The sequence below is a fragment of the Streptomyces diastatochromogenes genome (assembly GCF_002242805.1).
GTDB lineage: Bacteria > Actinomycetota > Actinomycetes > Streptomycetales > Streptomycetaceae > Streptomyces > Streptomyces diastatochromogenes.
In genome coordinates this window covers 56,455-81,036 of sequence record NZ_MCGQ01000022.1, presented here as the reverse complement: position 1 = coordinate 81,036, position 24,582 = coordinate 56,455, and the positions used below count along the sequence as shown (strand labels likewise).

Sequence of the window (24,582 nt, the reverse complement as noted above, 5' to 3'; positions counted from 1 at the left end):
GGAATACTCGGCCTCGTGGACATCCCTTCCCTCGACCTGAACCTGCTGCGTACCTTCCTCGCGGTCTACCGCTCCGGCTCCTTCACCGGGGCCGCCCGCCTGCTGGGCCTGTCGCAGCCGACGGTGACGACACAGATGCGCACGCTGGAACGGCAGACCGGCCGGGAGCTGTTCGAACGGCTGCCCCGCGGGGTGACACCGACGCCGGTGGCCGAGGAACTGGCCGCCCGGATCGCCGCGCCCCTGGACGAGCTGGCCGCCGTCGCCGGTCCCGAGCCGCGGGAGGGGGCGCGCCCGGAGCCCGTTCACCTGGCCGGCCCCGCCGAGATCCTGTGCACGACCGTCCTGCCCGCGCTGGCTCCCCTCGTCGCCGAGGGCGTACGACTGCGGGTGGCCACCGGCCTGACCGATCCGCTGCTGGACGAACTGCGCGCGGGCCGCCACGACCTGGTGATCGCCACCTCCCGCCCGCGCGGCCGCACCCTCCACGCCGTGCCCCTCACCGACGAGGAGTTCGTCCTGGTCGCCGCGCCGGTCTGGGCCGGGCGGCTGACGGACCGGCTGCCCGTCGAAGGACCGGCCGCGCTGCACTCCGTACCCCTGATCACCTACGCCGAGGACCTGCCGATCGCCCGCCGCTACTGGCGCCACGTCTTCGGCCGCCGCCTGTCCTGCACCGCCGCGGTGACCGTGCCCGACCTGCGCGGAGTGCTGGCGGTGGTGATCGCGGGCGCGGGCTTCAGTGTGCTGCCCCGCTACCTGTGCGCGGATCAACTGGACTCCGGCGCGCTGGTGGAGCTGGTGGAACCCGAGGACCCACCGATCAACACGGGCTTCCTCGTCCAGCGCCCCGGCGCCTCCGACAACCCCGACGTGGTCCGCGTCCGCGAACTCCTGCTGCGGTCGGCGCGCACCTGGTAGCTCACCCGGGGGACCGCGTAGAGGGTCACCTTCGGGCGAGGGGGTGGGACATCTGCCACGCCAGCCTGCGCCCGGCCCCCTCCCCGATCCCCGTGAGGACCTCGTCCAACTCCAGGAACCACGCCCAGGCCGGCCGCCCGTCGACACCGGCCAGCCGGCCCACGACCAGGTCCTCCAGCTCCGGGACGCGCTTGTCCTTCCAGACCTTGTCGGCGAGGCTCACGAGCAGGTCCTCCACGCCGATCCCGGGCGCGGTCCAGGAGGCGTGCGTCCCGGCGAACCGGGCCAGACCGGCCTCCACACCGTGGTTCAGCAGCAGTTCCCGCCCGGCCTCCTCGTGCCGTGCGCCGGGGCCGGACAGCTCGGCCACGTGCACGGCCTTGCCGATGTCGTGCGTCGCGGCACCGAAGAGCACCGCCTCCGCATCGAACTCCAGCCAGGGACAGTGCCGTTGCACCCACTTTACGAGCTGTGCCGCCACGTCGTGCACCGCCCTGAGGTGGGCCACCAGACGCGGTGGGGCGTCAACTCGGGCCAGCAGTGCGACGGCTCGCTCGGGAAGCGGCCGTAGCGGTGGGTCGACGGTGTCCTCCGTCGCGATCGACGCTGTGTTCGTGGCTGTCACCGTGCCAGAGTAAGCATCATCGGGCGTGACGGTTCGTGTACGGAGGGTGGTCATGGGTGTGATGCACACGGCGTTTCTGCTCGGCACGGGGTTCTTCTGGAGCGTCGCCTACGCGCTGTTGATCCGCGCGGGGCTGCGGGAGCGTACCTTCGGGATGCCTGTCGTCGCGTTCGCGACCAACATCAGCTGGGAGTTCATGTTCGCGTTCGTGCGGCCGTCGTCCGGGGTCATGCAGGTGATCAACATCGTCTGGTTCTGCTTCGACCTCGCCATCGGCTACACCGTCGTACGCTTCGGACGGGCCGAATTCCCCTACCTGCCCGACCGGTTGTTCCTGCCCGCACTGGCCGTCCTGCTCGCCCTCGCCTACCCGGGCATGAACTATGCCTCCGAACAGTTCGACGAGGGCGTCGGCGCGATCACCGCGTTCGGCAGCAACCTGGCCATGTCCGGGATGTTCCTGGCGATGCTCGCCGCCCGCCGCGGTACACGCGGCCAGTCGGTGGGGATCGCCGTGACCAAGCTGCTCGGCACCGCCTGCGCGTCGCTCTCGATGCTCACCGACCCAGACGGGGACCCGCGTTACGACAACGCCCTCATGTACTACCTCTACCTCGGCTGCCTCCTTCTTGATCTCGCCTACGTCTACGCGGTGTTCGCCGTGCGGCGAGCCGAGCGGATCGTCGATGCGGGCGGGGTGCCGGCCCAGAGTGCCCTCCAGGGCTGAGCGACAGTTCCGACAACGTTGTCTCGGCGTGTTCCGGCGCCCCCCGAATGGCGGCTCCGAGTTGACCGGCCCACGATGGTAGTGGGTGCGGCCGCCGCCGGAGCGCCGGTGCCGCCCGTGGCCGCCGGGAGACGGCGACCCGCCCCGGCCGTGGTGAGCGGCCGGAAGGGAGGACACCGTCATGTTGGAAGTGAAGACGGTAGACAAGCCGGACGAGCGGCGTGACTTCCCCCGTGGCCATCTCGAAGCCGTCCACCTGACCGGGCTCGACTTCGCGGTGGGCACCTTCGAACCGGGCTGGCGCTGGTCGGAGTCCGTGGCGCCGATCGCGGGCACCGAGAGCTGCCAGTTCCCCCACAGCGCCTATGTCGTTCAGGGCCGGCTGCACATCCGCATGGACGACGGCGGCGAGGGGGAGGTCGGCCCCGGCGACGTCTTCATGTGCCCGCCCGGGCACGACGCGTGGGTCGTGGGTGATGAACAGGTCGTGGTGTACGACTTCGCGGGACCCACGGCGAAGGACTACGCGAAGGCTCAGGGGACCTGAACGTCCCGCAGGTGCCCCGCGGTGCGCCCGTCACCGCGGGGCACCCGTGTGTCACGGCCGCCCCCGGTCAGACCGTGACGACGACCTTCCCGCGCGCGTGCTCCTCCTCCAGGTACCGGATGGCCTCGGGGGCCTCGGCCAGCGGGTACGTCCGGTCGATCACCGGGGCGAGCTTCCCGGAGTCGGCCAGCTCGCGCAGCTCCGCCAGCACCGCCTTGCTCGGCGCCGGGCCGATGAGCGGACGCAACCGCTGGCGGACGAACGGGGAGAGCACGACCCCCTGGAGGATGAGGACGGGAGCCCCGAGGAACTGCCCCGCGCTGCCCCCGCTGCCGAGGACGAGCGTCCCGGTGGGCGTGAGGGCGCGCCGGAGGCCGGAGATCCCGTGGCCGGCCGCGAGGTCGAGGACGACGTCGTACCGCCGTCCGCCGCGCGTGAAGTCCTCCCGCGTGTAGTCGACGACGTGGTCCGCGCCCAGCGAGCGGACCAGTTCGGCGTTGCGCGTGCTGCACACGCCGGTCACCTCCGCGCCGAGCGCCTTGGCGATCTGCACGGCGAACGTGCCGACCCCGCCGGAGGCGCCGTTGATCAGCACCTGCTGCCCCGGCCGCAGCCCTGCCAGGTCACGCAGACCACGCAGGGCGGTGTTCCCGGCCAGCGGCAGAGTCGCCGCCTGCTCGAAGGTCAGGGCCGCGGGCTTGCGCTCCACCCAGGCGTCCGGGACGCACACGTACTCCGCGAAGGTGCCGTCGACCTCGCCGAACACCTCGTCCCCCGGCCGGAGATCCCGTACGTTCCGGCCGGCCGCCGCCACCTCGCCCGCGAAGTCCCGGCCCCGGATCCGGGCCCGGGGCGCGCGCGGTCCGAGCGCCAGCCGGGCCACGTACGGGTCACCGCGCATTAGGTGCCAGTCGTACGCGTTCAACCCGGCGGCCCGCACCCGTACCAGCACCTCGTCGTCGCCGGGCACCGGCTGGTCCACGTCCCGCAGCTCCAGCACGTCCGGCGAGCCGTACCGGTCCTGCACCACTGCCTTCATGATCTCCCCCCTCGCTCCGTACCCGCAGGTTAGGGCGAGGTACGCCGGCCGGGCATCGGGGAAGCGCCGTAGTCCCGGGGGAGGACGAGCGGGGGTGCGTGTAGGGGGCCGGTGTCTCAGTGTTCGTGAGTGACGGCGCCCGCTTCGGCGTACGCGACGGCGTCCGCGTGCCCGAACAGACCGGGCAGCCCGCCGGTGTGCACGAACACGGTCTTCTCGCCCGGCCGTACGTCACCGTCCCGCACGGCGGCGGCCAGCCCCGCCAGGGCCCGGCCGGTGTAGGTCGGGTCAAGGACGATCCCCTCGGTGCGGGCGGCGAGCCGGAGCGCCTCCGCCACCGGACCGGTCAGCGCCGCGTACCCGCTGCCCACCTGGTCCCGGCGCACCCGCAGCCGGTCCGCCAGGACCTTCTCCGCGGTGAGCGGGGCCGCGAACTCCTCGACCGCGGTGGCCGGGTCGGCCAGCGCGCCCACGTCGACACCGAGCACCGACTCCGTGCCGAGGGCCGCGACCAGCCCCGCCATGGTGCCGCCCGAGCCGAGCGCGACCACCGCCGTCCGCAGGTCGGGCACCTGCGTGCGCAGCTCCTCGCCGCAGCGCACATAGCCCCGTGCGCCCAGCGTGCTGGACCCGCCGAACGGGATCAGCGCGGGACGGGCACCGCCCGAGCGCAGCCGCGCGCACACCTCGGCCGCCGCGGCGTCCAGCCCCGCCTGGTCCACGTCGCCCGCCCAGACGAGGCGCGCCCCCAACAACCCGTCCAGGGCGAGGTTCCCGGAACGCGACCGCCCCGGTGCGCCGCGCAGTACGAGGACGGCGTCCAGACCCAGCCGGGCGGCCGCGGCGGCCGTCAGCCGGGCGTGGTTGCTCTGCGCGGCGCCGGTGGTCACGAGGGTGTCCGCGCCCTCGGCCAGCGCCGCGCCCGCGAGCCACTCCAGCTTGCGGATCTTGTTCCCGCCGCCGCCCAGGCCGGTCAGGTCGTCCCGCTTGACCCACAGGTCGTCCGGACCGAGCCCGAGCGCGGCGGCGAGCCGGGGCGCCGGTTCGACGGGAGTCGGGAAGGTGCCGAGCTGCACGGGCGGGTGGCTCATGTCGTACGTCCTTGTGTGCGGGCGGATGGCGGGCCGACAGCAGACAGCCGCCGGGCAGATGGCGGCCGATCAGGGATCAGTCGATCACGCCCGGCCACCCCGCGTCACACCGGCACCAGCCTTCTCACACGGGCAGCAGCCCTCCGATCAGCGCCCCGAGCTGCCGGGCCGTGCGGCACTCGTGCATCTCCACCAGCTCGGCGTATTCGGGCGCCGCCGAGTCGCCGGTGCCCCACTGGGCGCGCGGCTCGGGGTTCAGCCAGTAGACGCGTCGGGCGCTGCGGGCGAGTTCGCGGACGGCGGCCAGGTTCGGGTCGCTCATGTTGGTGCGGGCGTCGCCGAGCACGAAGACGGTCGTGCGCGGGCCGACCGTGGCGCCGTACCGCTCGGTGAACTCACCCAGGGCGACGCCGTAGTCGCTGCTGCCGTGCCAGCCGGTGAGCCTGGCCTCCGCGCGGATCCGGGCGCCGAGTCCGTCCGGGTCGGCGCGGCCGTGCTCCAGCAGGCCGGTCACCTCGTCGAGACGGTTGACGAAGGCGAACACCCGGATCTTGCTGAACTGGTCGTGCAGCGCCTGCACCAGCAGCATCGTGAAGTCGGAGAAGCCCGACACCGAGCCCGAGACATCGCAGAGCAGCACCAGTTCGGGCCGGGCCGGACGCCGTCTGCGCAGCACCGGCCGCATCGGCACCCCGCCCGTGGACAGCGAGGAGCGCAGGGTGCGGCGCAGGTCGATCGTGCCCCGCGCGGCCCGGCGGCGGCGCGCGGCCAGCCGGGTCGCGAGCTTGCGCGCCAGCGGCTGCACCGTCCTGCGCAGCTCGGCGAGTTGGTCCCGGCCGGCGTACAGGAAGTCCACCCGGTCGGCGGTCGGGCGGACGGCCCGCCGGGCGATCTCGTCCCGGTCGCGCCGCTCGGCGACCCGGCGCCGCGCCTCCGTCGCGACCAGCTGCCGGAACACCTCGATACGGCGCCGGATCTCGTCGTCCAGCAGCCGGTCCGCGAACCCCGCACCGCCGTCCCGGCCCCCGACGTCGTCCCGCACCCGGGCCAGCAGGGTCTGCGGGCGGAGCCGGTCCAGGGTCTGGTACGCCGACCAGCCGTCCGACCCCGGTGAACTCCCGTACCCGCCCAGGCCGTCCACGGCCTCGGCCGCCAGGCGGGCCATCAGCGAGCGGTCGTCGGCGGCCAGCGCCTCGGCGAGCCGGTCGCGCAGCTCGTCCCGGCCCGCCCCTTCCGTGCCCGGACCGCCGACGCCGCGCGGGAAGTACAGGTCGAAGACCGGATCGAACACCGCGCGCTGTCCGGGCCCGTGCAGCAGGGTCGCGGCCAACCCCTCCCGCAGCAGGTCCCGGTCGGCGAACCCGAGGGCCTCCACGGCGAGGGCCGCGTCGACGCTCTCCCCGGTGCCGATCCGCACGCCGTGCGCGCGCAGCGCGCCGACCAGACCGGTGATCCGCTCCTCGACACCGCTCACAGCGCGTCCAGGTCCAGCTTGGCCGCGGCCTTCTGCACATCGTCCTGGTGCTTGAGGATCACGCCGAGGGTGTCCCGTACGACGGCCTCGTCCAGGGTGTCGGCGCCGAGGGCCAGCAGGGTGTGCGCCCAGTCGATGGTCTCGGCGACCGACGGCACCTTGCGCAGGTCCATCGCGCGCAGCGCCCCCACCACCCGCACCACCGACTCGGCCAGCGCCGCGCCGAGTCCCGGCACCTTGAGCCGTACGATCCGCCGCTCCAGCTCCTCCTCGGGGAACCCGATGTGCAGGAACAGGCAGCGGCGGCGCAGCGCCTCGGACAGTTCGCGCCCCGCGTTGGAGGTGAGGACGACGAAGGGGCGGCGGGTCGCGGTGATCGTGCCCAGTTCGGGGACCGTGACCTGGAAGTCGCTGAGCACCTCCAGCAGCAGCCCCTCCATCTCGACGTCGGCCTTGTCGGTCTCGTCGATCAGCAGCACGGTGGGCTCGTCGCCGCGGATCGCGGTCAGCAGCGGGCGGGGGAGCAGGAACTCCTCGCTGAAGATGTCGGTGCGGGTCTCGTCCCAGCTTTCGTCGCGGCCCGCGCTGATGCGCAGCAGCTGCTTGGCGTGGTTCCACTCGTACAGCGCCCGGGACTCGTCCACGCCCTCGTAGCACTGCAGCCGTATCAGCCGGGCCTTTGCGACCTGGGCGACGGCCTTGGCCAGCTCGGTCTTGCCGACGCCGGCGGGGCCCTCCACCAGCAGCGGCTTGCCCAGCCGGGCGGCGAGGAAGACGGTCGTGGCGACGGCGGGCGAGGCGAGGTAGCCGGTCTCGGCGAGGCGGGCGGAGACGTCGTCGACGGATGAGAACAACGGGGCCTCCGGCTGGGTCGGGATCAACGTCCGCTCACTATCTAAGCGCTTGTTCACCCTCCTGTCACGGAAAGTCTCCGGCGACCGAGGGTGCGTACACCGATCGTTTTCCATTCATCTCGGACGAGGTAACCTCGCCTTATGGCCACCACGGACAAGGCGTCCCCCCGAGACCGGCTGCTCGACGCGGCCGCCCAGCTCTTCTACCGCGACGGCGTCTCCATCGGCGTCGAGGCGCTGTGCCGTACGGCGGGCGTCTCGAAGCGGTCGATGTACCAGCTCTTCGACAGCAAGGACGAGATGCTGGCCGCGAGCCTGGAGCGGCGTCTGCCCTGGTACGAGGCCCAGCTCAAGCCCGCGGACCCGGCGGCCGGGACGCCGCGCGAGCGCATCCTGCACGTCTTCGAAAGGGTGGAGAAGGCCTCCACCGACCCCGAGTACCGCGGCTGCCCGTATCTGGCCGTGCTGGTCGAGCTGAAGAACCCGGACCACCCGGCCAGCGAGGTCGCCCGCCGGGTCAAGGAGCGCCTGCAGGACACCTTCCGCACCCAGGCCGAACGGGGCGGCGCCCGGGACCCCGAGCTGCTCGCCCGCCAGCTCATGCTGGTCTTCGACGGCGCCAGCGCCCGTGCCGGAGCCCGCGTGGAACGCCTGGATGACGGGCTCGCCACGGCGACGGTGACGGCACTGCTGGACGCGGCCGGAGTGCGGTAGCCCACACCCGAAGGCCCGCGCCCCCGTACGGGCCACCACAACGCGCCGCGCCGCTCGCCCGCCCGGTGCAATGGACTCGTGACCGCGCCCCCGGACGACTGCCTCGCGCGCAACGAGTGGATCTGCGGCGCCTATCTGAGCACCCGCCGCCAGATCCTCCTCGACGCGGTCGTCCAGCACCTCCAGCTGACGTCCGTGTCGGTCCTCATCGGGCTCGCCATCGCCCTGCCGCTCGCGGTGCTGGCCCGCCGCTGGACCCTGGCGGCCGGTCCGGTCCTCGGCGTGACGACGATCCTCTACACCATCCCCTCCCTGGCGATGTTCTCCCTGCTCCTGCCCCTCTACGGCCTCTCCGCCGGCCTGGTCGTCGCGGGACTGGTGCTCTACTCGCTCACCCTGCTGGTGCGGAACATCCTCGCCGGGCTGCGCGCGGTCCCCCAGGAGACCCGGCAGGCGGCACGCGGCCTCGGCTACGGCCCGATCCGGCTGCTGCTCACCGTCGAACTGCCCCTGGCCCTGCCCGCCGCGATGGCCGGGCTGCGCATCGCGACCGTCTCGGCGGTCTCCCTGGTCACGGTCGGCGCGATCGTCGGCTTCGGCGGCCTCGGAAACCTGATCTACGCGGGCATGAACACCTACTTCAAGGCCCAGGTGCTCACCGCGTCCGTGCTGTGCGTACTGATCGCCGTCGCCGCCGACGTCCTCCTGCTCGGCGTGCAGTGGCTGATCACCCCGTGGGCGCGGGCGGCCCGCGGATGAACACCCTCGGCGCCACCTGGGACTGGCTGACCGACCCCGCGCACTGGTCGGGCGGCGACGGCGTCTGGCGCCGGCTGCTCCAGCACCTGGTGCTCACCGTCGTCTGCCTGGTCATCAGCTGCCTGATCGCGCTGCCGGTCGCGCTGGTCCTCGGCCACCTCGGCAAGGGCGGCGCGCTCGCCGTCAACATCTCCAACGTCGGCCGGGCCGTCCCCACCTTCGCCGTGCTGGTCCTGCTCCTGCTGACCCCGGTCGGGAAGTGGGGCGAGGGGCCGACCGTGGTCGCCCTGGTGCTGTTCGCCGTACCGCCCCTGCTCACCAACGCCTATGTCGGCATGCGCGAGGTCGACCGGAGCGTCGTACAGGCGGCGCAGGGCATGGGCATGACCGGGCGACAGATGCTGTTTCACGTGGAACTGCCCCTTTCGCTCCCCCTGGTCCTCACCGGGGTGCGGATCGCCGCCGTCCAGCTCGTCGCCACCGCCACCATCGCCGCGCTCGCGGGCGGCGGCGGGCTCGGCCGGATCATCACCGCCGGGTTCAACCTGGCCAGCACGCCCCAGGTGGTGGCCGGGGCCCTCCTCGTCGCCGTGTTCGCACTGATCGTCGAGGCCGTCTTCGAGGTCGGCGAACGCCTGGCACCGGCCAGGGCCAGGGGCGGCCGATGAGGGGCCGTGCCGCGGTGACGGCGGCCGGGCTCCTCGCCCTGACCGCCTGCTCCACCGGCCCCTCCCTGGAGAACCGCGGCGAGGTCACCGCATCGCCCGGTGACAGCCACCACCTGACCATCGGTTCGGCCGGCTTCACCGAGAGCGACCTGCTCGCCCAGATGTACGCGCAGCTGCTGAACCAGGCCGGCTACAGGACGTCCCTCCTCACGGTCGCCAACCGGGAGCTGTACGAACCGGCCCTGGAGTCCGGCCAGATCGACGTCGTCCCCGAGTACGCGGCCACCCTCGCCGACTGGCTGAACGCCAAGACCCACGGCGCCGACGCGCCCCCGGTCGGCTCACCCGACCTCGAAGCCACGATGAAGGCCCTGCGGGAGCTGGCAACACCCCGCGGACTCACGGTGCTCCCGCCCGGCCGCGCGGTGGACCAGAACGCCTTCGCGGTGACCGCCGCATACGCCCGGCAGCACCACCTCAAGACCCTCAGCGACCTCGGCGCCTCGAAACTGAAGGTACGGCTCGCCGCCGGCGACGAGTGCGTGCAGCGGCCGTACTGCGAACCGGGGTTGAAGAAGGTCTACGGCATCGACATCACCGGGATCGACCCCAAGGGCGTCGGCACCACCCAGGCCAAGCGGGCCGTGCAGGAGGGCCGCGACCAGATGGTGCTGACCACCACCACGGACGCCACCCTCGACCAGTTCGGACTGGTCCTGCTCGCCGACGACAAGCACCTGCAGAACGCCGACTACGTCGTCCCGGTCGTCAACCGTTCCCGCGCGGGAAGTGCGCGCGTGGCGAGGGCGCTGGGCAGGCTCAACGACGTCCTCACCACGGCGGACCTCGCCGACATGAACCGGCAGGTCGACAGCTGGCGCCGGCTGCCCGCCGACGTCGCCCGGACCTACCTGAAGGACAAGGGCCTGCTGAAGTGACGGCTCGCCTCAGGCGTCCGAGACCGAGTCGAACGGCACCTGCCCCCGCGCGACACCCCGCGCGTCCGCGTCCACCGAGCGGCGCAGCGCCTCGTGCAGCTTCGCCGGGGTCAGCACGCCCAGGAAACGCGCCCCGTCCAGCACGGCGACCCACCCGGCGTCGTACTGGAGCATCACCCCGAACGCCTGCTTCAGCGGGGCACCCACCGGCACCCAGGCCGTCATCCGGTGCGCGAGGTCCCCGACCGTGCCGCCGGCGGCCAGATCGTCGATGCCGACCCAGCCGTGCAGATCGCCGTGCGGGTCGAGGACCACCGCCCACCGGGCACCCTCGGTCCGCAGCCGCTCCACGGCACGCTCGGCGGGCTCGGCCGGCCGGGCAACCGGCGGCTGTTCGAGATCGTCCGGTTCGATCTCGGTGACCGACAGCCGCTTCAGCCCCCGGTCGGCGCCCACGAACCCGGCGACGTACGGTGTCGCGGGCGAACCGAGCACCGCCCCCGGTGTGTCGAACTGCTCGATGCGCCCCTGCCCGTACACGGCGATACGGTCACCGAGCCGGACAGCCTCCTCGATGTCGTGCGTGACCAGCAGCACCGTCTTGCGCACCGCGGCCTGCATCCGCAGGAACTCGTCCTGCAACTGCTCCCGCACCACCGGGTCGACCGCCCCGAACGGCTCGTCCATCAGCAGTACCGGCGGATCCGCCGCGAGCGCCCGGGCCACGCCCACCCGCTGCCGCTGGCCGCCCGAGAGCTGTTCCGGGTAGCGCGGCCCGTACGTCTTCGGGTCGAGGCCCACCAGATCGAGCAGCTCGGCGGCCCGGGCCCGCGCCTTCGCCCGCTTCCAGCCGAGCAGCGCCGGCACGGTCGCCGTGTTGTCCAGCACCGTGCGGTGGGGGAACAGGCCCACCTGCTGGATGACGTAGCCGATCCGGCGGCGCAGCCGCACCGGATCGGCCTGCGCGATGTCCTCGCCGTTGACGAAGATCCGGCCGGAGGTCGGCTCGATGAGCCGGTTCACCATCATCATGGTCGTCGTCTTGCCGCAGCCCGAGGGACCCACGAGGGTGACGAGTTCCCCCTCGGACACCTCGAAGGAGAGGCCGTCCACGGCGGTCGTACCGTCCGGATACCGCTTGGTGACCTGCTCGAACCGGATCATTCCCTCACGCTAACGGGACCGCTCGCGCGGTGCCCGGCGGCGCGGTCCGGCAGGTGAACCCCGTTCAGCCGAGCAGGACCACCTCCAGGGTGCGCGGGCCGTGCACGCCCTCCACCCGGTCCAGCTCGATGTCACTCGTGGCCGAAGGGCCGGAGATCCAGGTCAACGGGCGGGTGGGGGAGAGGCGTTCGAGGGCCTGCGGGACCGCGGAGACCACCTGGTCGGGCACCCGCACCACGCAGATGTGGTGGTCGGGGACGAGGCTGATCCGGCGCCGGCCCTGGTCGGGGCCGCCGTCCAGGACGATCGTGCCGGTCTCGGCGATCGCCACCGCACACGCCGTGACCACACTGTCCACGCGGTCCAGCTCGTGCGGAGTGCTGTCGGCCCGGTCGGCGACCCGCGTGACGTCCGCCTCCGCGAGCCAGCCCTCCGCCAGCCCGGGCGGCACCAGCACCGAGCCCGCCTTCCGGTCCGTGAGCAACCGGGCGATCAGGGACGGGAGTTCGTCCTCGGTGCAGCGGTGCACGAGCGCCCGGTAGTCCGCCAGGTTCTCGGCCAGCAGCTCCACGGTCTGCTCGACAGTCCGGTCGCCGTGCTCCCTCAGATAGTCGCGCTGGATGACCTGTTCATCCGGCGTCACGTCCGCGAGCGCGCGCCGCACCCGGCCCAGGATCCGTTCCCTGCTGCTCACTTGGCACCGTCCTTTCCGCCGTGCGTGCGCTGCCACCAGTCGCGGAAGGGTTCCGCGGGCACCGGGGGCAGGTCCCGGGTCCCGCTCCATGCCTTGCCCGGGCCCGGCAGGGTACGCGGGTGCAGCCGGCGGGTGCGGGAGGCGAGCCGCTGTCCCGCGCGCAACGCGCCCGGGTGCGCGAACGCCCAGCGGGCCGCCCGCATGGCCGCGCGCTCGGCGGCATGCCCCTTGGCGGGCTTCAGCACCACCTTGTTGCCCTCCCGGACCGCCGGACCGCCCTCCACGACCCGCTCCCGCAGATGCACCAGCACCTCGGGGATGTCGATCGCGACCGGGCAGACCTCGTAGCAGGCACCGCACAGCGACGAGGCGTACGGCAGCGAGGCGTCGATCTCGCTTGCGGTGCCCCGGAGTTGGGGGCTGAGGATGGCTCCGATCGGTCCGGGGTAGACCGAGCCGTAGGCGTGCCCGCCCGCACGCTCGTACACCGGGCAGACGTTGAGACACGCCGAGCAGCGGATGCAGCGCAGGGCCTGGCGGCCGACCTCGTCGGCGAGGGTGTCGGTGCGGCCGTTGTCCAGGAGAACCAGGTGGAAGGTCCGCGGACCGTCCTCGTCCGTGGTGCCCGTCCACATGCTCGTGTACGGGTTCATGCGCTCGGCCGTGGAGGAGCGGGGCAGCGTCTGCAGGAAGACCTCCAGGTCCCGCCAGGTGGGCACGATCTTCTCGATGCCGACCACCGAGATCAGTGTCTCGGGCAGGGTGAGGCACATCCGGCCGTTGCCCTCGGACTCCACGACCACCAGCGTCCCGGTCTCGGCGACCATGAAGTTGGCGCCGGAGATACCGACCTTGGCCCGCAGGAACTTCTCCCGCAGATGCAGCCGGGCCGCCTCGGCGAGTTCGGCGGGCGTGTCGGTGAGGCCCTCGGGGGCGGGACGGCCCCACTCGCCCATCTCGGTGCGGAAGATGTCCCGGATCTCGCCCCGGTTGCGGTGGATGGCCGGGACCAGGATGTGCGAGGGCCGGTCCCTGCCCAACTGCACGATCAGCTCGGCGAGATCGGTCTCGTAGGCCCGGATGCCCTCCGCCTCCAGCGCCTCGTTGAGCCCGATCTCCTGCGTGGCCATCGACTTGACCTTGACGACCTCCGACTCACCGGTCGCCCTGACGAGGTCGGCGACGATCCGGTTGGCCTCGTCGGCGTCCGCCGCCCAGTGGACCGTACCCCCGGCGGCCGTGACCGCCTCCTCCAACTGCACCAGATAGCGGTCCAGATGGCGCAGGGTGTGGTCCTTGATGCGCCGGCCCGCCTCCCTCAGCTCCGCCCAGTCGGACAACTCGGCGACCGCCTTGGCCCGTTTGGCGCGGATGGTGTGCGTGGCGTGCCGGAGATTGCCGCGCAGGGTCTCATTCCGCACGGCCTCGTGCGCGGCCTTGGGAAAGGCCGGCATTCCTACGAACGTCCCGCTCATACCGTCGGCTCCTCCTCCGTGCTCGCCAGGATCTCGGCGATGTGCACCGGCCGCAGGCCCGTGCGCAGCCGGCTCATCGTCCCGCCGATGTGCATCAGACAGGAGTTGTCGGCCGCGCACAGCACCTCGGCGCCGGTCGACTCGGCGTTGCGGACCTTGTCGGCGCCCATCGCCGCCGAGACCTCGGCGTTCTTCAGCGCGAAGGTCCCGCCGAACCCGCAGCACTCCTCGGCCCCCGGCAGCTCGACCAACTCCAGCCCCCTGACCGCCTGCAGCAGCCGCCGCGGCCGGTCGCCGAGCCCGAGGCCGCGCAGGCCGTGGCAGGTCGGGTGGTAGGTCACCTTGTGCGGGTAGGAGGCGCCCACGTCCGTCACGCCCAGCACGTCCACCAGGAACTCCGTCAGCTCGTACGTCTTCGGCACCACCGGCGCCAGCGTCCGGGCGAGGGTGTCCCCGCGTCCCTCGGCCCGCGCGCGCTCACCCATCCGCGGATACAGCTCCCGCACCATCGCCCCGCACGATCCGGATGGGGTCACGATGGCCTCGTACTCCCCGAAGACATCGGAGAAATGCCGGGCCAGGGGCTCCGCCTCATGCCGGTAGCCGGTGTTGTAGTGCGCCTGCCCGCAACACGTCTGCGCCATCGGGAAGTCGACCTCGACACCCAGCCTGGTCAGCAGTTTCACCACGGCTCGGCCGGTGTCCGGATAGAGCGTGTCGTTGACACAGGTCAGGAACAGGGCGACACGCATCGCGGCTCCTCGAAGTCGGTCATCGGACGAGTGCAGGGTAATGGGCGGACACGCCCCGGGGGAGAGGGCGGCTCACCGCGTGGCGAGCCGGGCCTGGGCCTCCCGCCAGCGCGCCGTGTCGCCCCGGGGCGCGTACCGGGTCAGCGGCTGGGTACGGGTCAGCAGCCGGCGCATCCCGGCGAGGTCGCCGACCAGCCCATGGGTGCGGGCCTGTACGAGGACGTTGCCGAGCGCGGCCGCCTCCGTGGCGCCCGCCACCACCGGCAGCCCGCACGCGTCGGCCGTCAGCTGGCACAGCAGCGCGTTACGCGTTCCGCCGCCGACGATGTACACGACGTCCACCGGATGGTCGGCCAGCCGCTGGGCGTCCTCGACGGCCCGCCGGTGCGCGAGGGCCAGCGAGTCGAGGATGCACCGGGTGATCTCGGCCCGCGTCCGGGGCACCGGCTGCCCCGAGGCCCGGCACGCCTCGGCGATCCGCTCCGGCATCCGCCCCGGAGCCAGGAACGCCTCGTCCCCCGCGTCGACGACCGACCGCAGCGTCGGCACCCCGGCGGCCTCGCGCAGCAGCAGCCCCAGATCGGGCTCGCCCCAGGCCCGTACGCACTCCTGGAGCAGCCACAGCCCCATGATGTTGCGCAGGTAGCGGACCGTGCCGTCCAGCCCCAGCTCGTTGGTGAAGTTCGCGGCCCGGCTCTCCTCGGTGAGCACCGGCGCGTCCAGCTCCAGGCCGGCCAGGGACCAGGTGCCGGTGCAGATGTAGGCGAAGCGCTCACCGGTGGCCGGTACCGCGGCCACCGCCGAAGCGGTGTCGTGCGACCCGACGGCCGTCACCGGCACCGGGCCCGTGAGCCCCGTCTCCTCCAGTACCTCCGCCCGCAGCACGCCCGCCGGATCACCCGGCTGCCGCAGCGGCGCGAACAGCCCGAGGTCGATCCCCAGCCGCTCGGCGACGTCGTACGACCACGCGCGCGTCCGGGGATCGATCAGCTGGGTCGTGGAGGCGTTGGTCAGCTCGGTGCCCTGTTCGCCCGTCAGCCAGTACGTCAGCAGATCGGGAATGAGCAACAGCCGCCCGGCGTGGGCGAACTGGGCGCTGGAGCGGGCGGCCGCCAACTGGTACAGGGTGTTGAAGGGGGCGTACTGCAACCCGGTGGCCGCGTACAGCTCGGCGGCGGGCACGCTCGCCCACACCTTCTCCGCGACGCCCTCGGTGCGGGCGTCGCGGTAGTGCACCGGGTTGCCCAGCAGGGCCCCGTCGGCGTCCAGCAGGCCGTAGTCCACGGCCCAGCTGTCGATGCCGACGGAGTCGACCTGGCCGGTGGCCCGCAGCCCGTCCAGCACACCGGCGTACAGCGCGAGCACGTCCCAGCGCAGCCCCTCCGGCACCCTGACCGGCCGGTTCGGGAACCGGTGTGCCTCGGTCAGCTCCAGCGCGTCGTGCCCGACCCGCCCGACCATCACGCGCCCGCTGGACGCGCCCAGATCGATGGCGGCGTACGACTTCACGTCCGCGCTCATCGAAGGAACGCGGCCGCGACACCCGCGTCGACCGGGACGTGCAGCCCCGTGGTGTGCGTGAGTTCCCCGCCGGTGAGCGCGAACACCGCGTTCGCCACATGCTCCGGCAGCACCTCCCGCTTCAGGATGGTCCGCTGGGCGTAGAACTCGCCCAGCTTCTCCTCCGGCACCCCGTACACGGCGGCCCGCTGAGCACCCCAGCCGCCCGCGAAGATCCCGGACCCCCGCACCACACCGTCCGGATTGACCCCGTTCACCCGGATCCCGTGCTCGCCCAACTCGGCCGCCAGCAGCCGCACCTGATGGGCCTGGTCCGCCTTGGTCGCGGAGTACGCGATGTTGTTCGGCCCGGCGAAGACGGCGTTCTTCGACGCGATGTAGACGATGTCACCGCCCAGCCCCTGGGCGATCATCACGCGGGCGGCCTCCCGCGACACCAGGAACGACCCGCGGGCCATGATGTCGTGCTGGAGGTCCCAGTCCCTGGCCGAAGTCTCCAGCAGCGGCTTGGAGATGGAGATGCCGGCGTTGTTCACCACGAGGTCGACGCCACCGAAGGCCAGCAGCGCCGCCTTGAAGGCCCCGGCGATCTGCTCCTCGTCCGTCACGTCCACGGGCACGGGGACGGCCTTGTCAGGACCACCCAGTTCCTCGGCGACGGCGGCGGCGTTCTCCGCGTCGAGATCCGCGACGACGACACACGCCCCCTCCGCGACCAGCCGGTGCGCGATCGCCTTACCGATCCCGCTGCCCGCCCCCGTCACGAGGGCCACCCGGGTGGCCAGCGGCTTCGGCCTGGGCATCCGCTGGAGCTTGGCCTCCTCGAGGGCCCAGTACTCGATGCGGAACTTCTCCGACTCCTCGATCGGCGCATACGTGGACACGGCCTCGGCCCCGCGCATCACGTTGATCGCGTTGACGTAGAACTCACCGGCCACGCGAGCGGTCTGCTTGTCCTTGCCGAAGGAGAACATGCCGACGCCGGGGACGAGCACGATCGCCGGGTCGGCGCCGCGCATGGCGGGGGAGTCGGGCAGGGCGTGCCGCCGGTAGTAGGCGGCGTACTCCTCACGGTAGGAGGCGTGCAGCTCCTTCAGCCGGCTGATCGCGTCTTCGAGGGGAGCGCTCGGCGGCAGGTCGAGCACGAGCGGCCGTACCTTGGTCCGAAGGAAGTGATCCGGGCACGAGGTACCGAGCGCGGCGAGCCGCGGATGCTGCTCCCGAGCCAGGAAGTCCAGGACGACCTCGGCGTCGTCGAAGTGCCCCACCTGCGGCCTGTCCTGCGAGGCGATGGCCCGCACATACGGCGCGAGGGCCGCGGCCCGCTCCCGCCGCTCGCCCTCGGGCAGCGCCTCGTACCCCTCGATCACCGCCCCGAAGGGCTCGGTCTTCCCCCTCTCCTCCAGGAAGGCCTCGGCGGTGCGGATGATGTGCAGCGAGTTCCGCTCGCACTCCTCGGCGGTGTCACCCCAGGCAGTGATGCCGTGCCCGCCCAGGACACACCCGACGGCCTGCGGGTTGGCCTCCTTGATCGCGGCGATGTCCAGCCCCAGCTGGAACCCGGGCCGACGCCACGGCACCCACACCACGCTGTCCCCGAAGCACTCGGCGGTCAGCTTCTCCCCGTCGGCCGCGCAGGCGAGCGCGATCCCCGAGTCGGGATGCAGATGATCGACATGCGGGGCGTCGACCAGCCCGTGCATGGCGGTGTCGATGGAGGGAGCGGCCCCGCCCTTGCCGTGCAGGCAGTAGTCGAACGCGGCGACCATCTCGTCCTCGCGCTCGACCCCGGGGTACACGTCGACGAGCGCCCGCAGCCGATCCAGCCGCAACACGGCGAGCCCGGCTTCGGTAAGGGTCCCCAGGTCACCACCGGACCCCTTGACCCACATCAGCTCGACGTCACCACCGGTGACGGGATCGGTGTCGGTGCCTTTGGCGGACGCGTTACCGCCGGCGTAGTTGGTGTTCCGCGGATCGGCGCCGAGCCGATGGGAGCGGGCGAGGAGAGCGGCGGCTTCGGGGTGCGGTGCCATGAACTTCAGTCCTTATCTGAAAGAGGGTGAGTGGACTTCCTCAAGGGGCGCGGGGAACTGCGCGACCAGCCACAACCGGCCTGCAGCCCGCACACGAACAGAACCCGGCAGACGCTCACGCGCCCCAACCGGCCTGCTCCCCTCCAACCCGCTCAGCGACGATCTTCTGAGCCCACCCGGACCGGGCATACGCAGCCAAGGGATCGGCATCCAACCCCATCTCTTCCCGCACCTCACGAAGCAACGGCCGCACGTCCGTGTTGTACGCATCCATCAGCACCGCATTGGCACCGAGCACATCACCCGAGACCTGCGCAGAAGCCAACGCCGTCCGGTCAACAAGCAGCGCCTTCGCCGTCGCTTCCTGCACATTCATCACCGACCGGATGATCGCCGGAATCTTCGCCTCAATGTTGTGGCACTGATCGAGCATGAACGCGACCTCGGAGCTGAACCCAGCCCCACGCACCACCTCGTACATGATCCGGAACAACTGGAACGGATCAGCCGCCCCCACCATCAGGTCGTCATCCGCATAGAAGCGCGAGTTGAAGTCGAACCCCCCGAGCTTCCCCTCCCTGAGCAGCGTGGCGACGATGAACTCGATGTTGGTCCCCGGCGCGTGGTGCCCGGTGTCCACGACGACCTGCGCCTTCTCGCCGAGCTTCAGACAGTGCGCGTACGCCGTACCCCAGTCCGGCACATCCGTCGTGTAGAACGCCGGCTCGAAGAACTTGTACTCCAGCAGCATCCGCTGCCCGTCCCCCAGCCGCGCGTACACCTCGGAGAGGCCCTCGGCCAGCCGGTCCTGCCGCGCCCGTACATCGTCCTGCCCGGGATAGTTCGTACCGTCCGCGAACCACAGCTTCAGATCGGCGGAGCCCGTCGCGTCCATGATGTCGACGCACTCCAGCAGATGATCGACGGCCTTGCGCCGCACCGCCGCATCCGGATGACAGATGCTGCCCAGCTTGTAGTCGTCGTCCTGGAACGTGTTGGAGTTGATCGCCCCCAACTTCACCCCGCGCTCCTCGGCGTACTTCGCGAGCGCCGCGTAGTCGTCCACCTTGTCCCAGGGGATGTGCAGGGCGACCGTCGGCGCGACACCGGTGAACGCATGCACCTGCGCCGCGTCCGCCACCTTCTCCTGCGGAGTGCGTGGAACGCCCTGCTGGGCGAACACCTTGAACCGCGTCCCCGAGTTCCCGTACGCCCACGACGGCGTCTCGACGGCCTGGGTCTTGAGCGCGGCCTTCACCGCGGCGAGGTCGGTCACTTGAGGGCTCCTGTGGGGTCCGGTCGAACGACTGAGCATGTGAAACGATTCAGAACGGCAAGCTATGAGTCCGCCCGAGGGGTGTCAAGCGCTCTGACCAACACTGTTTCCCGTGACCCGGTCGTGACCTTCGACTATCGAAATTTTTTCGACACGGACCCATTGACGTGACATGGCCGGGATGCCTAACGTCCCGGCAATCCAGTTGAAACCTTTCACGACGCCATGGGGACCGCCTCGGGCGTCGTCGAGGAGCCATCCATGACCCACCCGCCTGACCCGGGACCGGCCCCGGTGCTGGCCCTGAGGGACGTGTCCAAGTCCTTCGGCGCCGTACGCGCCCTGCGGGGCGTCTCCCTGGAGCTGTTCCCCGGCGAGGTGCACGCCCTCGCCGGTGAGAACGGCGCGGGCAAGTCGACCCTGATCAAGACGCTCGCCGGCGTGCACCGACCGGACGCCGGTCAGGTGCTGCTCGACGGTGAGCCCGTCGCCTTCCACGGCCCCGGTGACGCCCGCGACGCCGGCATCGCCGTGATCTACCAGGAACCGACCCTCTTCCCCGACCTGTCGATCGCCGAGAACATCTTCATGGGCCGTCAGCCGCGCCGGGCCCTCGGCCGGATCGACCACAAGGCCACCCACGCGGCCACCGCGGCCCTGATGCGGCGGCTCGGCGTGGATCTCGACCCCGACCGACCGGCGCGCGGTCTGTCGATCGCCGACCAGCAGATCGTGGAGATCGCCAAGGCCCTCTCCTTCGACGCCCGCGTCCTGATCATGGACGAGCCGACGGCCGCCCTGACCGGCAGCGAGGTCGCCCGGCTCTTCGGAGTCGTGCGCACGCTCGGCGAACAGGGCGCCGTGGTGCTGTTCATCTCCCACCGGCTGGAGGAGATCTTCCAGATCTGCCGGCGGGTGACCACGCTGCGGGACGGAGCCTGGATCGCCAGCGAGCCCGTCGACGGCATGACCGAGGACGACCTGGTCCGCCGGATGGTCGGCCGCGACCTGGACGAGCTGTACCCCAAGCAGGACGTCACGCCAGGCGACGTCGCCCTGAGCGTGCGCCGGCTGACCCGCGAGGGCGTCTTCACCGACGTCTCCTTCGAGGTCCGGCGCGGCGAGATCGTCGGTCTCGCCGGACTCGTCGGTGCGGGTCGTACCGAGGTCGCCCGCGCGGTCTTCGGCGTCGACCGCTGGGACGCGGGGGAGGTCGACGTCGACGGCCGCAGGCTCACCAACGGCGCACCCTCCACCGCGATGGCCGCCGGACTCGCCCTGGTCCCCGAGGACCGGCGCGCCCAGGGCCTGGTGATGGACATGTCCATCGAGCGCAACATCGGCCTCACCGGACTCCGTACGACGGTGAAGGCCGGGCTGGTGGACCGTGGCGCCGAACGCAGCCGCTCCCTCGACTGGGCGGTGAAGCTCCAGGTGAAGTACGCCCGGATCGCCGACGCCGTCTCCACCCTCTCCGGCGGCAACCAGCAGAAGGTCGTCCTCGCCAAGTGGCTGGCCACCGGCCCGAAGGTACTGATCGTGGACGAGCCGACGCGAGGGATCGACGTCGGTACGAAGGCCGAGGTCCACCGGCTGCTGTCCCAGCTGGCAGCCGACGGGGTCGCCGTTCTGATGATCTCCTCCGACCTGCCCGAGATCCTCGGCATGGCCGACCGCGTGCTGGTGATGCACGAGGGCCGGATCACCGCCGAGATCCCCCGCTCCGACGCCACCGAGGAAACCGTGATGGCCGCAGCCACCGGGAGGGCCGCCGCATGACGGTGACCGCACCCGATCACGCACCGCCCGCCGAGGTGCCCAAGTCCAGCGGCACCCGGCTGGTCGACCGCGTCTTCAAGATGCGCGAACTCGCCATCCTGGTCGTCTTCCTGGTGATGATCGCGGTCACCCAGGCGGGCAACAGCGAGTTCCTGTCCGAGCAGGGCATCAAGGACCTGCTGCTGAACGCCACGATCCTGGTGCTGGTCGCCACCGGCCAGTCCCTGGTGGTGATCACGAGGAACGTCGACCTGTCCGTCGGCTCCACCCTCGGCATCAGCGCCTTCGCGGCCGGCACCTGTCTGCACGGCGGCGGGAACGCCGTCGTCGCGATCGCCCTGGCCGTCCTGCTCGGCGTCGGCTGCGGTCTCCTCAACGGGCTGCTCGTCAGCCTCGGCCAGGTGCCCGCGCTCGTCGTCACCCTCGGCACGCTGTACATCATCCGGGGCATCGACTCGATCTGGGTCGGCTCGCGGCAGATCACCGCGGCCGATCTGCCCGGCGGATTCGTGGACTTCGGCTCCGGCGGACTCTCGGCGATCCCCTGGCTGGCCCTGATCGCCCTCGCCGTACTCCTCGCCACCGCCTACTACCTCAAACACTTCGGCAGCGGGCGCGAACTGTACGCGCTCGGCTCCAACCCGGAGGCCGCCCGCCTCGCCGGCATCCCCGTCCGCAAGCGGATCCTGGCCGCCTACACCGTCTGCGGCGCCCTCGCCGGACTCGCCGGCGCCCTCTACCTGGCCCGGTTCGGCAACGTCGACTCCGGCACCGGCAACGGCTACGAACTCACCGTCGTCAGCGCGGTCGTGGTCGGCGGCGTCGCCTTCACCGGCGGCTCGGGCAGCGTCTACGGCGCCGCCCTCGGCGGACTGCTGCTCACCTCCATCAACAGCGTGCTGCCCGCCCTCGGCGTCAGCTCCGTCTGGGTGCTCGCCATCAACGGCGTCCTGCTGCTGCTCGCCATCGCGGTCGACCGGATCGTCGCGCTGCGGGTGGCCGCCGCCCTGAAGAAGAGGAAGGCCCGCCATGCCTGAGTCCCTGACACGCGCGGTCCGCTGGGACACGGTCGTCGGCGCGCTCCTCGTCGTCCTGTTGCTGCTGTCGTTCGGCACGGTCGACGGCTTCGGGAACGCCCTCAACCTGTCCTTCCTGATCGGCAACACCCTGCCGATCGCGCTGATCGCCCTGCCGATGACCCTCCTGGTGGTCGCGGGGGAGATCGACCTGTCGGTCGCCTCCACGGCCGGCCTGTCGGGCGCGGTGATGGGCAAGCTGTGGAACGACGGCATGGCCATCGAGACGATCATCCCGATCTGCCTGTTGCTCGGCGTGGTCTGCGGGCTCGTCAACGGCCTCCTCGTCACCCGGCTCGGGCTGCCCTCCCTCGCCGTCACCATCGGCACCCTCGCCGCCTACCGGGGCATCGCCCAGATCGTGCTCGGCTCCGACGCGGTGACCGACTTCCCCACGCAGTACCTGGACTTCGCGGCCGGACGTCTGGGGGACACCTTCCTCCCGCAGGCCTTCCTGCCATTCCTCGTGCTGCTCGCCATCGCCGTGGTCGTCCTGCACGCAACCCCGTTCGGGCGGTCGCTGTTCGCGATCGGCGCGAGTGAGGAGGCGGCGCGGTTTGCCGGCATCCGAGTCAAGAGGCACAAGTTGATCCTCTTCACGGTGACCGGGTTGATGGCCTCTCTCACCGGCATCTTCTGGGCGCTTCACTACGCCAGCGCGCGGTACGACAACGCCACGGGTCTCGAACTCTCCGTTGTCGCGGCTGTGCTGCTCGGTGGTATCGACTTCGACGGGGGCAAGGGCACGCTCGGTGGCGCCATCGCCGGTGTGTTTCTGCTCGGTGCGCTGCAGAACGTGATGAGCCTGCTGAATGTCTCCGCGCAGTCGCAGATTGTCGTCACTGGCGTGCTGCTCGTCATCTCCGTACTCGGGCCTCGGGTTGCTCGGCAGATTTCTGTCGCGAGGGCAGCCAGTTCAGCTGGATAGGTCGTTCGAATGCTGCGGGCCGGTTGTGGCTGGTCGCGCAGTTCCCCGCGCCCCTTTGGGGCGCCTCCACTCACCCTCGTAAAAAGGACCCCGTGCCATGCGCAAGTCATCCCTCCGCCGCTCCGGCGCCGCCCTCGCCGCGGCCACCTCCTTCGCGCTCGCCCTCACCGCCTGCGGCGGTACCACCAAGAGCGACGTCAAGTCGGACAACGCCTCGGCCGCCTCCGCCGGCAAGGCCGATCCGAACGCGGCCACCAAGAAGGGGCTGACCGTCGGCTTCCTGCCCAAGCAGGTCAACAACCCGTACTTCACCACCTCCGACAAGGGCGGCGAGAAGGCTCTCGCCGAGCTGGGCTCGAAGTACAAGGAGGTGGGCCCGAGCAGCGCCACCGACACCTCGGGTCAGGTGAGTTACGTCAACACCCTCACCCAGCAGCAGGTGAACGCGATCGCCGTGTCCGCGCAGGACCCGGGGGCCCTGTGCACCGCGCTCAAGCAGGCCATGTCGAACGGGATCAAGGTCGTCACCTACGACTCCGACACCAGCCCGGGCTGCCGTAACGCCTTCGTCTCGCAGGCGTCCGCCGAGGACCTGGGCCGGACCGAGGTGCAGCTGCTCGCCGAGCAGATCGGCTACAAGGGCGAGATCGCGGTCCTGTCCGCCGCGCAGACCGCGACGAACCAGAACACCTGGATCGGCTACATGAAGGACGAGCTGAAGGACCCCAAGTACAAGAACATCAAGCTGGTCAAGATCGCCTACGGCAACGACGACGCCCAGCAGTCCTTCCAGCAGACCCAGGGCCTCCTCCAGGAGCACCCGAACCTGAAGGGGATCATCTCCCCGACCACCGTCGGCATCAAGGCGGCCGCCCAGTACCTGTCCGGCTCCAAGTACAAGGGCAAGGTCAAGCTGACCGGCCTCGGCACCCCCAACGACATGCGCAAGTACGTCAAGAACGGCACCGTCGACGGGTTCGAGCTGTGGGACCCGGCCAAGCTCGGCGACCTCGCCGCCCGCACCGCCGTCGCCCTGGTGTCCGGGCAGATCACCGGCAAGGAGGGCGAGACCTTCAAGGCCGGCGACACCACGTACACCATCGGCAAGGACGGCGTGATCAACCTGGGCAAGCCGACCGTGTTCGACGCCAAGAACATCGACCAGTTCAACTTCTAGTGGCTGAGGGGCTGTTGATGCAGCGCGTGTGCTTCCTGCTGAAGGTCCGGGCGGACCGCCTCGACGAGTACCGCGAGCGACACGCCGCCGTGTGGCCGGAGATGCTCGACGCCCTGCGGGCGACCGGCTGGCACAACTACTCGCTCTTCCTGCGCGAGGACGGCCTGCTCGTCGGCTACCTGGAGACCGAGGACTTCGCCGCCGCCCAGGCCGGCATGGAGGCCACCGACATCAACGCCCGTTGGCAGACGGAGATGGCGCCGTTCTTCGAGTCGCTGGACGGCGCCCGGCCCGACGAGGCCATGCAACCGCTCACCGAAGTCTTCCACCTCGCCTGACCGCCTTCA

Annotated in this window: 24 protein-coding genes; 12 read left to right on the top strand and 12 right to left on the bottom strand. The window is 71.3% G+C overall.

The window, feature by feature from the left end; translation table 11 throughout:
* Positions 1-15 precede the first annotated feature (15 nt).
* Complete coding sequence (locus BEK98_RS25485) at positions 16-921, top strand: LysR family transcriptional regulator (RefSeq protein WP_244201972.1); 906 nt, start codon at positions 16-18, stop codon at positions 919-921.
* Positions 922-946: 25 nt separating this feature from the next.
* On the opposite strand, the gene BEK98_RS25480 is transcribed toward BEK98_RS25485, so the two are convergent.
* Positions 947-1,546 carry an HD domain-containing protein gene (locus BEK98_RS25480; protein WP_094218996.1) on the bottom strand — a complete coding sequence of 200 codons (600 nt, stop codon included), beginning with the start codon at positions 1,544-1,546 and terminating at the stop codon, positions 947-949.
* A gap of 52 nt (positions 1,547-1,598) precedes the next feature.
* Here BEK98_RS25480 and BEK98_RS25475 point away from each other — a divergent pair, with 52 nt between their 5' ends.
* Both BEK98_RS25475 and BEK98_RS25470 read left to right on the top strand, forming a co-directional pair.
* The gene (locus BEK98_RS25475) at positions 1,599-2,273 is read left to right on the top strand and encodes a transmembrane-type terpene cyclase (protein ID WP_244201971.1); all 675 of its coding nucleotides are present in this window, start codon (positions 1,599-1,601) and stop codon (positions 2,271-2,273) included.
* 181 nt (positions 2,274-2,454) lie between these two features.
* Positions 2,455-2,820, top strand: a complete 366-nt coding sequence (locus tag BEK98_RS25470) for a cupin domain-containing protein (protein ID WP_067007868.1) — start codon at positions 2,455-2,457, stop codon at positions 2,818-2,820.
* A 67-nt stretch (positions 2,821-2,887) separates the two neighbouring features.
* Here the strand turns inward: BEK98_RS25470 and BEK98_RS25465 are convergent, their stop codons facing one another.
* The 4 genes from BEK98_RS25465 to BEK98_RS25450 form a co-directional block, all read right to left on the bottom strand.
* Positions 2,888-3,859 (bottom strand): NAD(P)-dependent alcohol dehydrogenase, encoded by a 972-nt coding sequence (locus BEK98_RS25465; RefSeq protein WP_094218995.1) that lies wholly within the window; start codon positions 3,857-3,859, stop codon positions 2,888-2,890.
* A 116-nt stretch (positions 3,860-3,975) separates the two neighbouring features.
* Positions 3,976-4,950, bottom strand: a complete 975-nt coding sequence (locus BEK98_RS25460; protein ID WP_094218994.1) for a pyridoxal-phosphate dependent enzyme — start codon at positions 4,948-4,950, stop codon at positions 3,976-3,978.
* 124 nt (positions 4,951-5,074) lie between these two features.
* Complete coding sequence (locus tag BEK98_RS25455; RefSeq protein WP_094218993.1) at positions 5,075-6,424, bottom strand: vWA domain-containing protein; 1,350 nt, start codon at positions 6,422-6,424, stop codon at positions 5,075-5,077.
* Positions 6,421-7,278: an AAA family ATPase gene (locus BEK98_RS25450; protein ID WP_094219139.1), complete on the bottom strand. Its 858-nt coding sequence runs from the start codon at positions 7,276-7,278 to the stop codon at positions 6,421-6,423. Before BEK98_RS25450 ends, BEK98_RS25455 begins: the two co-directional genes overlap by 4 nt.
* 141 nt (positions 7,279-7,419) lie before the next feature.
* Here BEK98_RS25450 and BEK98_RS25445 point away from each other — a divergent pair, with 141 nt between their 5' ends.
* The 4 genes from BEK98_RS25445 to BEK98_RS25430 all read left to right on the top strand — a co-directional run bounded on the left by BEK98_RS25445 (position 7,420) and on the right by BEK98_RS25430 (position 10,357).
* Positions 7,420-7,992: a TetR/AcrR family transcriptional regulator gene (locus BEK98_RS25445; RefSeq protein ID WP_094218992.1), complete on the top strand. Its 573-nt coding sequence runs from the start codon at positions 7,420-7,422 to the stop codon at positions 7,990-7,992.
* Between the two features lie 78 nt (positions 7,993-8,070).
* Complete coding sequence (locus BEK98_RS25440; protein ID WP_094218991.1) at positions 8,071-8,751, top strand: ABC transporter permease; 681 nt, start codon at positions 8,071-8,073, stop codon at positions 8,749-8,751.
* Positions 8,748-9,419, top strand: a complete 672-nt coding sequence (locus tag BEK98_RS25435; protein ID WP_094219138.1) for an ABC transporter permease — start codon at positions 8,748-8,750, stop codon at positions 9,417-9,419. Before BEK98_RS25440 ends, BEK98_RS25435 begins: the two co-directional genes overlap by 4 nt.
* On the top strand, positions 9,416-10,357 hold the full coding sequence (locus BEK98_RS25430; RefSeq protein WP_094218990.1) for an ABC transporter substrate-binding protein: 942 nt from the start codon (positions 9,416-9,418) through the stop codon (positions 10,355-10,357). The genes BEK98_RS25435 and BEK98_RS25430 overlap by 4 nt, the downstream gene beginning before the upstream one ends.
* A gap of 9 nt (positions 10,358-10,366) precedes the next feature.
* Here BEK98_RS25430 and BEK98_RS25425 read toward each other — a convergent pair whose 3' ends face one another.
* The 7 genes from BEK98_RS25425 to rhaI all read right to left on the bottom strand — a co-directional run bounded on the left by BEK98_RS25425 (position 10,367) and on the right by rhaI (position 19,275).
* Positions 10,367-11,521 carry a betaine/proline/choline family ABC transporter ATP-binding protein gene (locus BEK98_RS25425; protein ID WP_094218989.1) on the bottom strand — a complete coding sequence of 385 codons (1,155 nt, stop codon included), beginning with the start codon at positions 11,519-11,521 and terminating at the stop codon, positions 10,367-10,369.
* Positions 11,522-11,585: 64 nt separating this feature from the next.
* On the bottom strand, positions 11,586-12,215 hold the full coding sequence (locus BEK98_RS25420; protein WP_094218988.1) for a LutC/YkgG family protein: 630 nt from the start codon (positions 12,213-12,215) through the stop codon (positions 11,586-11,588).
* The gene (locus BEK98_RS25415) at positions 12,212-13,690 is read right to left on the bottom strand and encodes a LutB/LldF family L-lactate oxidation iron-sulfur protein (protein WP_094218987.1); all 1,479 of its coding nucleotides are present in this window, start codon (positions 13,688-13,690) and stop codon (positions 12,212-12,214) included. The genes BEK98_RS25420 and BEK98_RS25415 overlap by 4 nt, the downstream gene beginning before the upstream one ends.
* The gene (locus BEK98_RS25410) at positions 13,687-14,442 is read right to left on the bottom strand and encodes a (Fe-S)-binding protein (RefSeq protein ID WP_094218986.1); all 756 of its coding nucleotides are present in this window, start codon (positions 14,440-14,442) and stop codon (positions 13,687-13,689) included. The genes BEK98_RS25415 and BEK98_RS25410 overlap by 4 nt, the downstream gene beginning before the upstream one ends.
* Positions 14,443-14,514: 72 nt before the next feature.
* Positions 14,515-15,963: a rhamnulokinase gene (locus BEK98_RS25405; protein ID WP_208643221.1), complete on the bottom strand. Its 1,449-nt coding sequence runs from the start codon at positions 15,961-15,963 to the stop codon at positions 14,515-14,517.
* Positions 15,960-17,999 carry a bifunctional aldolase/short-chain dehydrogenase gene (locus BEK98_RS25400; RefSeq protein ID WP_094218984.1) on the bottom strand — a complete coding sequence of 680 codons (2,040 nt, stop codon included), beginning with the start codon at positions 17,997-17,999 and terminating at the stop codon, positions 15,960-15,962. Before BEK98_RS25400 ends, BEK98_RS25405 begins: the two co-directional genes overlap by 4 nt.
* Before the next feature lie 115 nt (positions 18,000-18,114).
* Complete coding sequence (gene rhaI / locus BEK98_RS25395) at positions 18,115-19,275, bottom strand: L-rhamnose isomerase (RefSeq protein ID WP_094218983.1); 1,161 nt, start codon at positions 19,273-19,275, stop codon at positions 18,115-18,117.
* A 261-nt stretch (positions 19,276-19,536) separates the two neighbouring features.
* On the opposite strand from rhaI, the gene BEK98_RS25390 reads away from it, so the two are divergent.
* The 5 genes from BEK98_RS25390 to BEK98_RS25370 all read left to right on the top strand — a co-directional run bounded on the left by BEK98_RS25390 (position 19,537) and on the right by BEK98_RS25370 (position 24,573).
* The gene (locus BEK98_RS25390; protein ID WP_094218982.1) at positions 19,537-21,054 is read left to right on the top strand and encodes a sugar ABC transporter ATP-binding protein; all 1,518 of its coding nucleotides are present in this window, start codon (positions 19,537-19,539) and stop codon (positions 21,052-21,054) included.
* Positions 21,051-22,091, top strand: coding sequence for an ABC transporter permease (locus BEK98_RS25385; RefSeq protein ID WP_094218981.1), 1,041 nt, complete (start codon positions 21,051-21,053; stop codon positions 22,089-22,091). The genes BEK98_RS25390 and BEK98_RS25385 overlap by 4 nt, the downstream gene beginning before the upstream one ends.
* Positions 22,084-23,058 carry an ABC transporter permease gene (locus BEK98_RS25380; RefSeq protein ID WP_094218980.1) on the top strand — a complete coding sequence of 325 codons (975 nt, stop codon included), beginning with the start codon at positions 22,084-22,086 and terminating at the stop codon, positions 23,056-23,058. Before BEK98_RS25385 ends, BEK98_RS25380 begins: the two co-directional genes overlap by 8 nt.
* Positions 23,059-23,155: 97 nt before the next feature.
* Positions 23,156-24,235, top strand: coding sequence for a rhamnose ABC transporter substrate-binding protein (rhaS, locus tag BEK98_RS25375; protein WP_094218979.1), 1,080 nt, complete (start codon positions 23,156-23,158; stop codon positions 24,233-24,235).
* Positions 24,236-24,252: 17 nt separating this feature from the next.
* On the top strand, positions 24,253-24,573 hold the full coding sequence (locus tag BEK98_RS25370; RefSeq protein ID WP_094218978.1) for an L-rhamnose mutarotase: 321 nt from the start codon (positions 24,253-24,255) through the stop codon (positions 24,571-24,573).
* Positions 24,574-24,582: the final 9 nt, after the last annotated feature.

Coding starts and splice junctions, on each gene's coding strand:
- BEK98_RS25385 (WP_094218981.1), top strand. CDS start 21,051: ATGACGGTGACCGCACCCGATCACGCACCGCCCGCCGAGGTGCCCAAG.
- BEK98_RS25370 (WP_094218978.1), top strand. CDS start 24,253: ATGCAGCGCGTGTGCTTCCTGCTGAAGGTCCGGGCGGACCGCCTCGAC.
- BEK98_RS25435 (WP_094219138.1), top strand. CDS start 8,748: ATGAACACCCTCGGCGCCACCTGGGACTGGCTGACCGACCCCGCGCAC.
- BEK98_RS25470 (WP_067007868.1), top strand. CDS start 2,455: ATGTTGGAAGTGAAGACGGTAGACAAGCCGGACGAGCGGCGTGACTTC.
- BEK98_RS25390 (WP_094218982.1), top strand. CDS start 19,537: ATGACCCACCCGCCTGACCCGGGACCGGCCCCGGTGCTGGCCCTGAGG.
- BEK98_RS25430 (WP_094218990.1), top strand. CDS start 9,416: ATGAGGGGCCGTGCCGCGGTGACGGCGGCCGGGCTCCTCGCCCTGACC.
- BEK98_RS25460 (WP_094218994.1), bottom strand. CDS start 4,950: ATGAGCCACCCGCCCGTGCAGCTCGGCACCTTCCCGACTCCCGTCGAA.
- rhaS (WP_094218979.1), top strand. CDS start 23,156: ATGCGCAAGTCATCCCTCCGCCGCTCCGGCGCCGCCCTCGCCGCGGCC.
- BEK98_RS25400 (WP_094218984.1), bottom strand. CDS start 17,999: ATGGCACCGCACCCCGAAGCCGCCGCTCTCCTCGCCCGCTCCCATCGG.
- BEK98_RS25380 (WP_094218980.1), top strand. CDS start 22,084: ATGCCTGAGTCCCTGACACGCGCGGTCCGCTGGGACACGGTCGTCGGC.
- BEK98_RS25425 (WP_094218989.1), bottom strand. CDS start 11,521: ATGATCCGGTTCGAGCAGGTCACCAAGCGGTATCCGGACGGTACGACC.
- BEK98_RS25405 (WP_208643221.1), bottom strand. CDS start 15,963: ATGAGCGCGGACGTGAAGTCGTACGCCGCCATCGATCTGGGCGCGTCC.
- BEK98_RS25415 (WP_094218987.1), bottom strand. CDS start 13,690: ATGAGCGGGACGTTCGTAGGAATGCCGGCCTTTCCCAAGGCCGCGCAC.
- BEK98_RS25445 (WP_094218992.1), top strand. CDS start 7,420: ATGGCCACCACGGACAAGGCGTCCCCCCGAGACCGGCTGCTCGACGCG.
- BEK98_RS25465 (WP_094218995.1), bottom strand. CDS start 3,859: ATGAAGGCAGTGGTGCAGGACCGGTACGGCTCGCCGGACGTGCTGGAG.
- BEK98_RS25475 (WP_244201971.1), top strand. CDS start 1,599: ATGGGTGTGATGCACACGGCGTTTCTGCTCGGCACGGGGTTCTTCTGG.
- BEK98_RS25410 (WP_094218986.1), bottom strand. CDS start 14,442: ATGCGTGTCGCCCTGTTCCTGACCTGTGTCAACGACACGCTCTATCCG.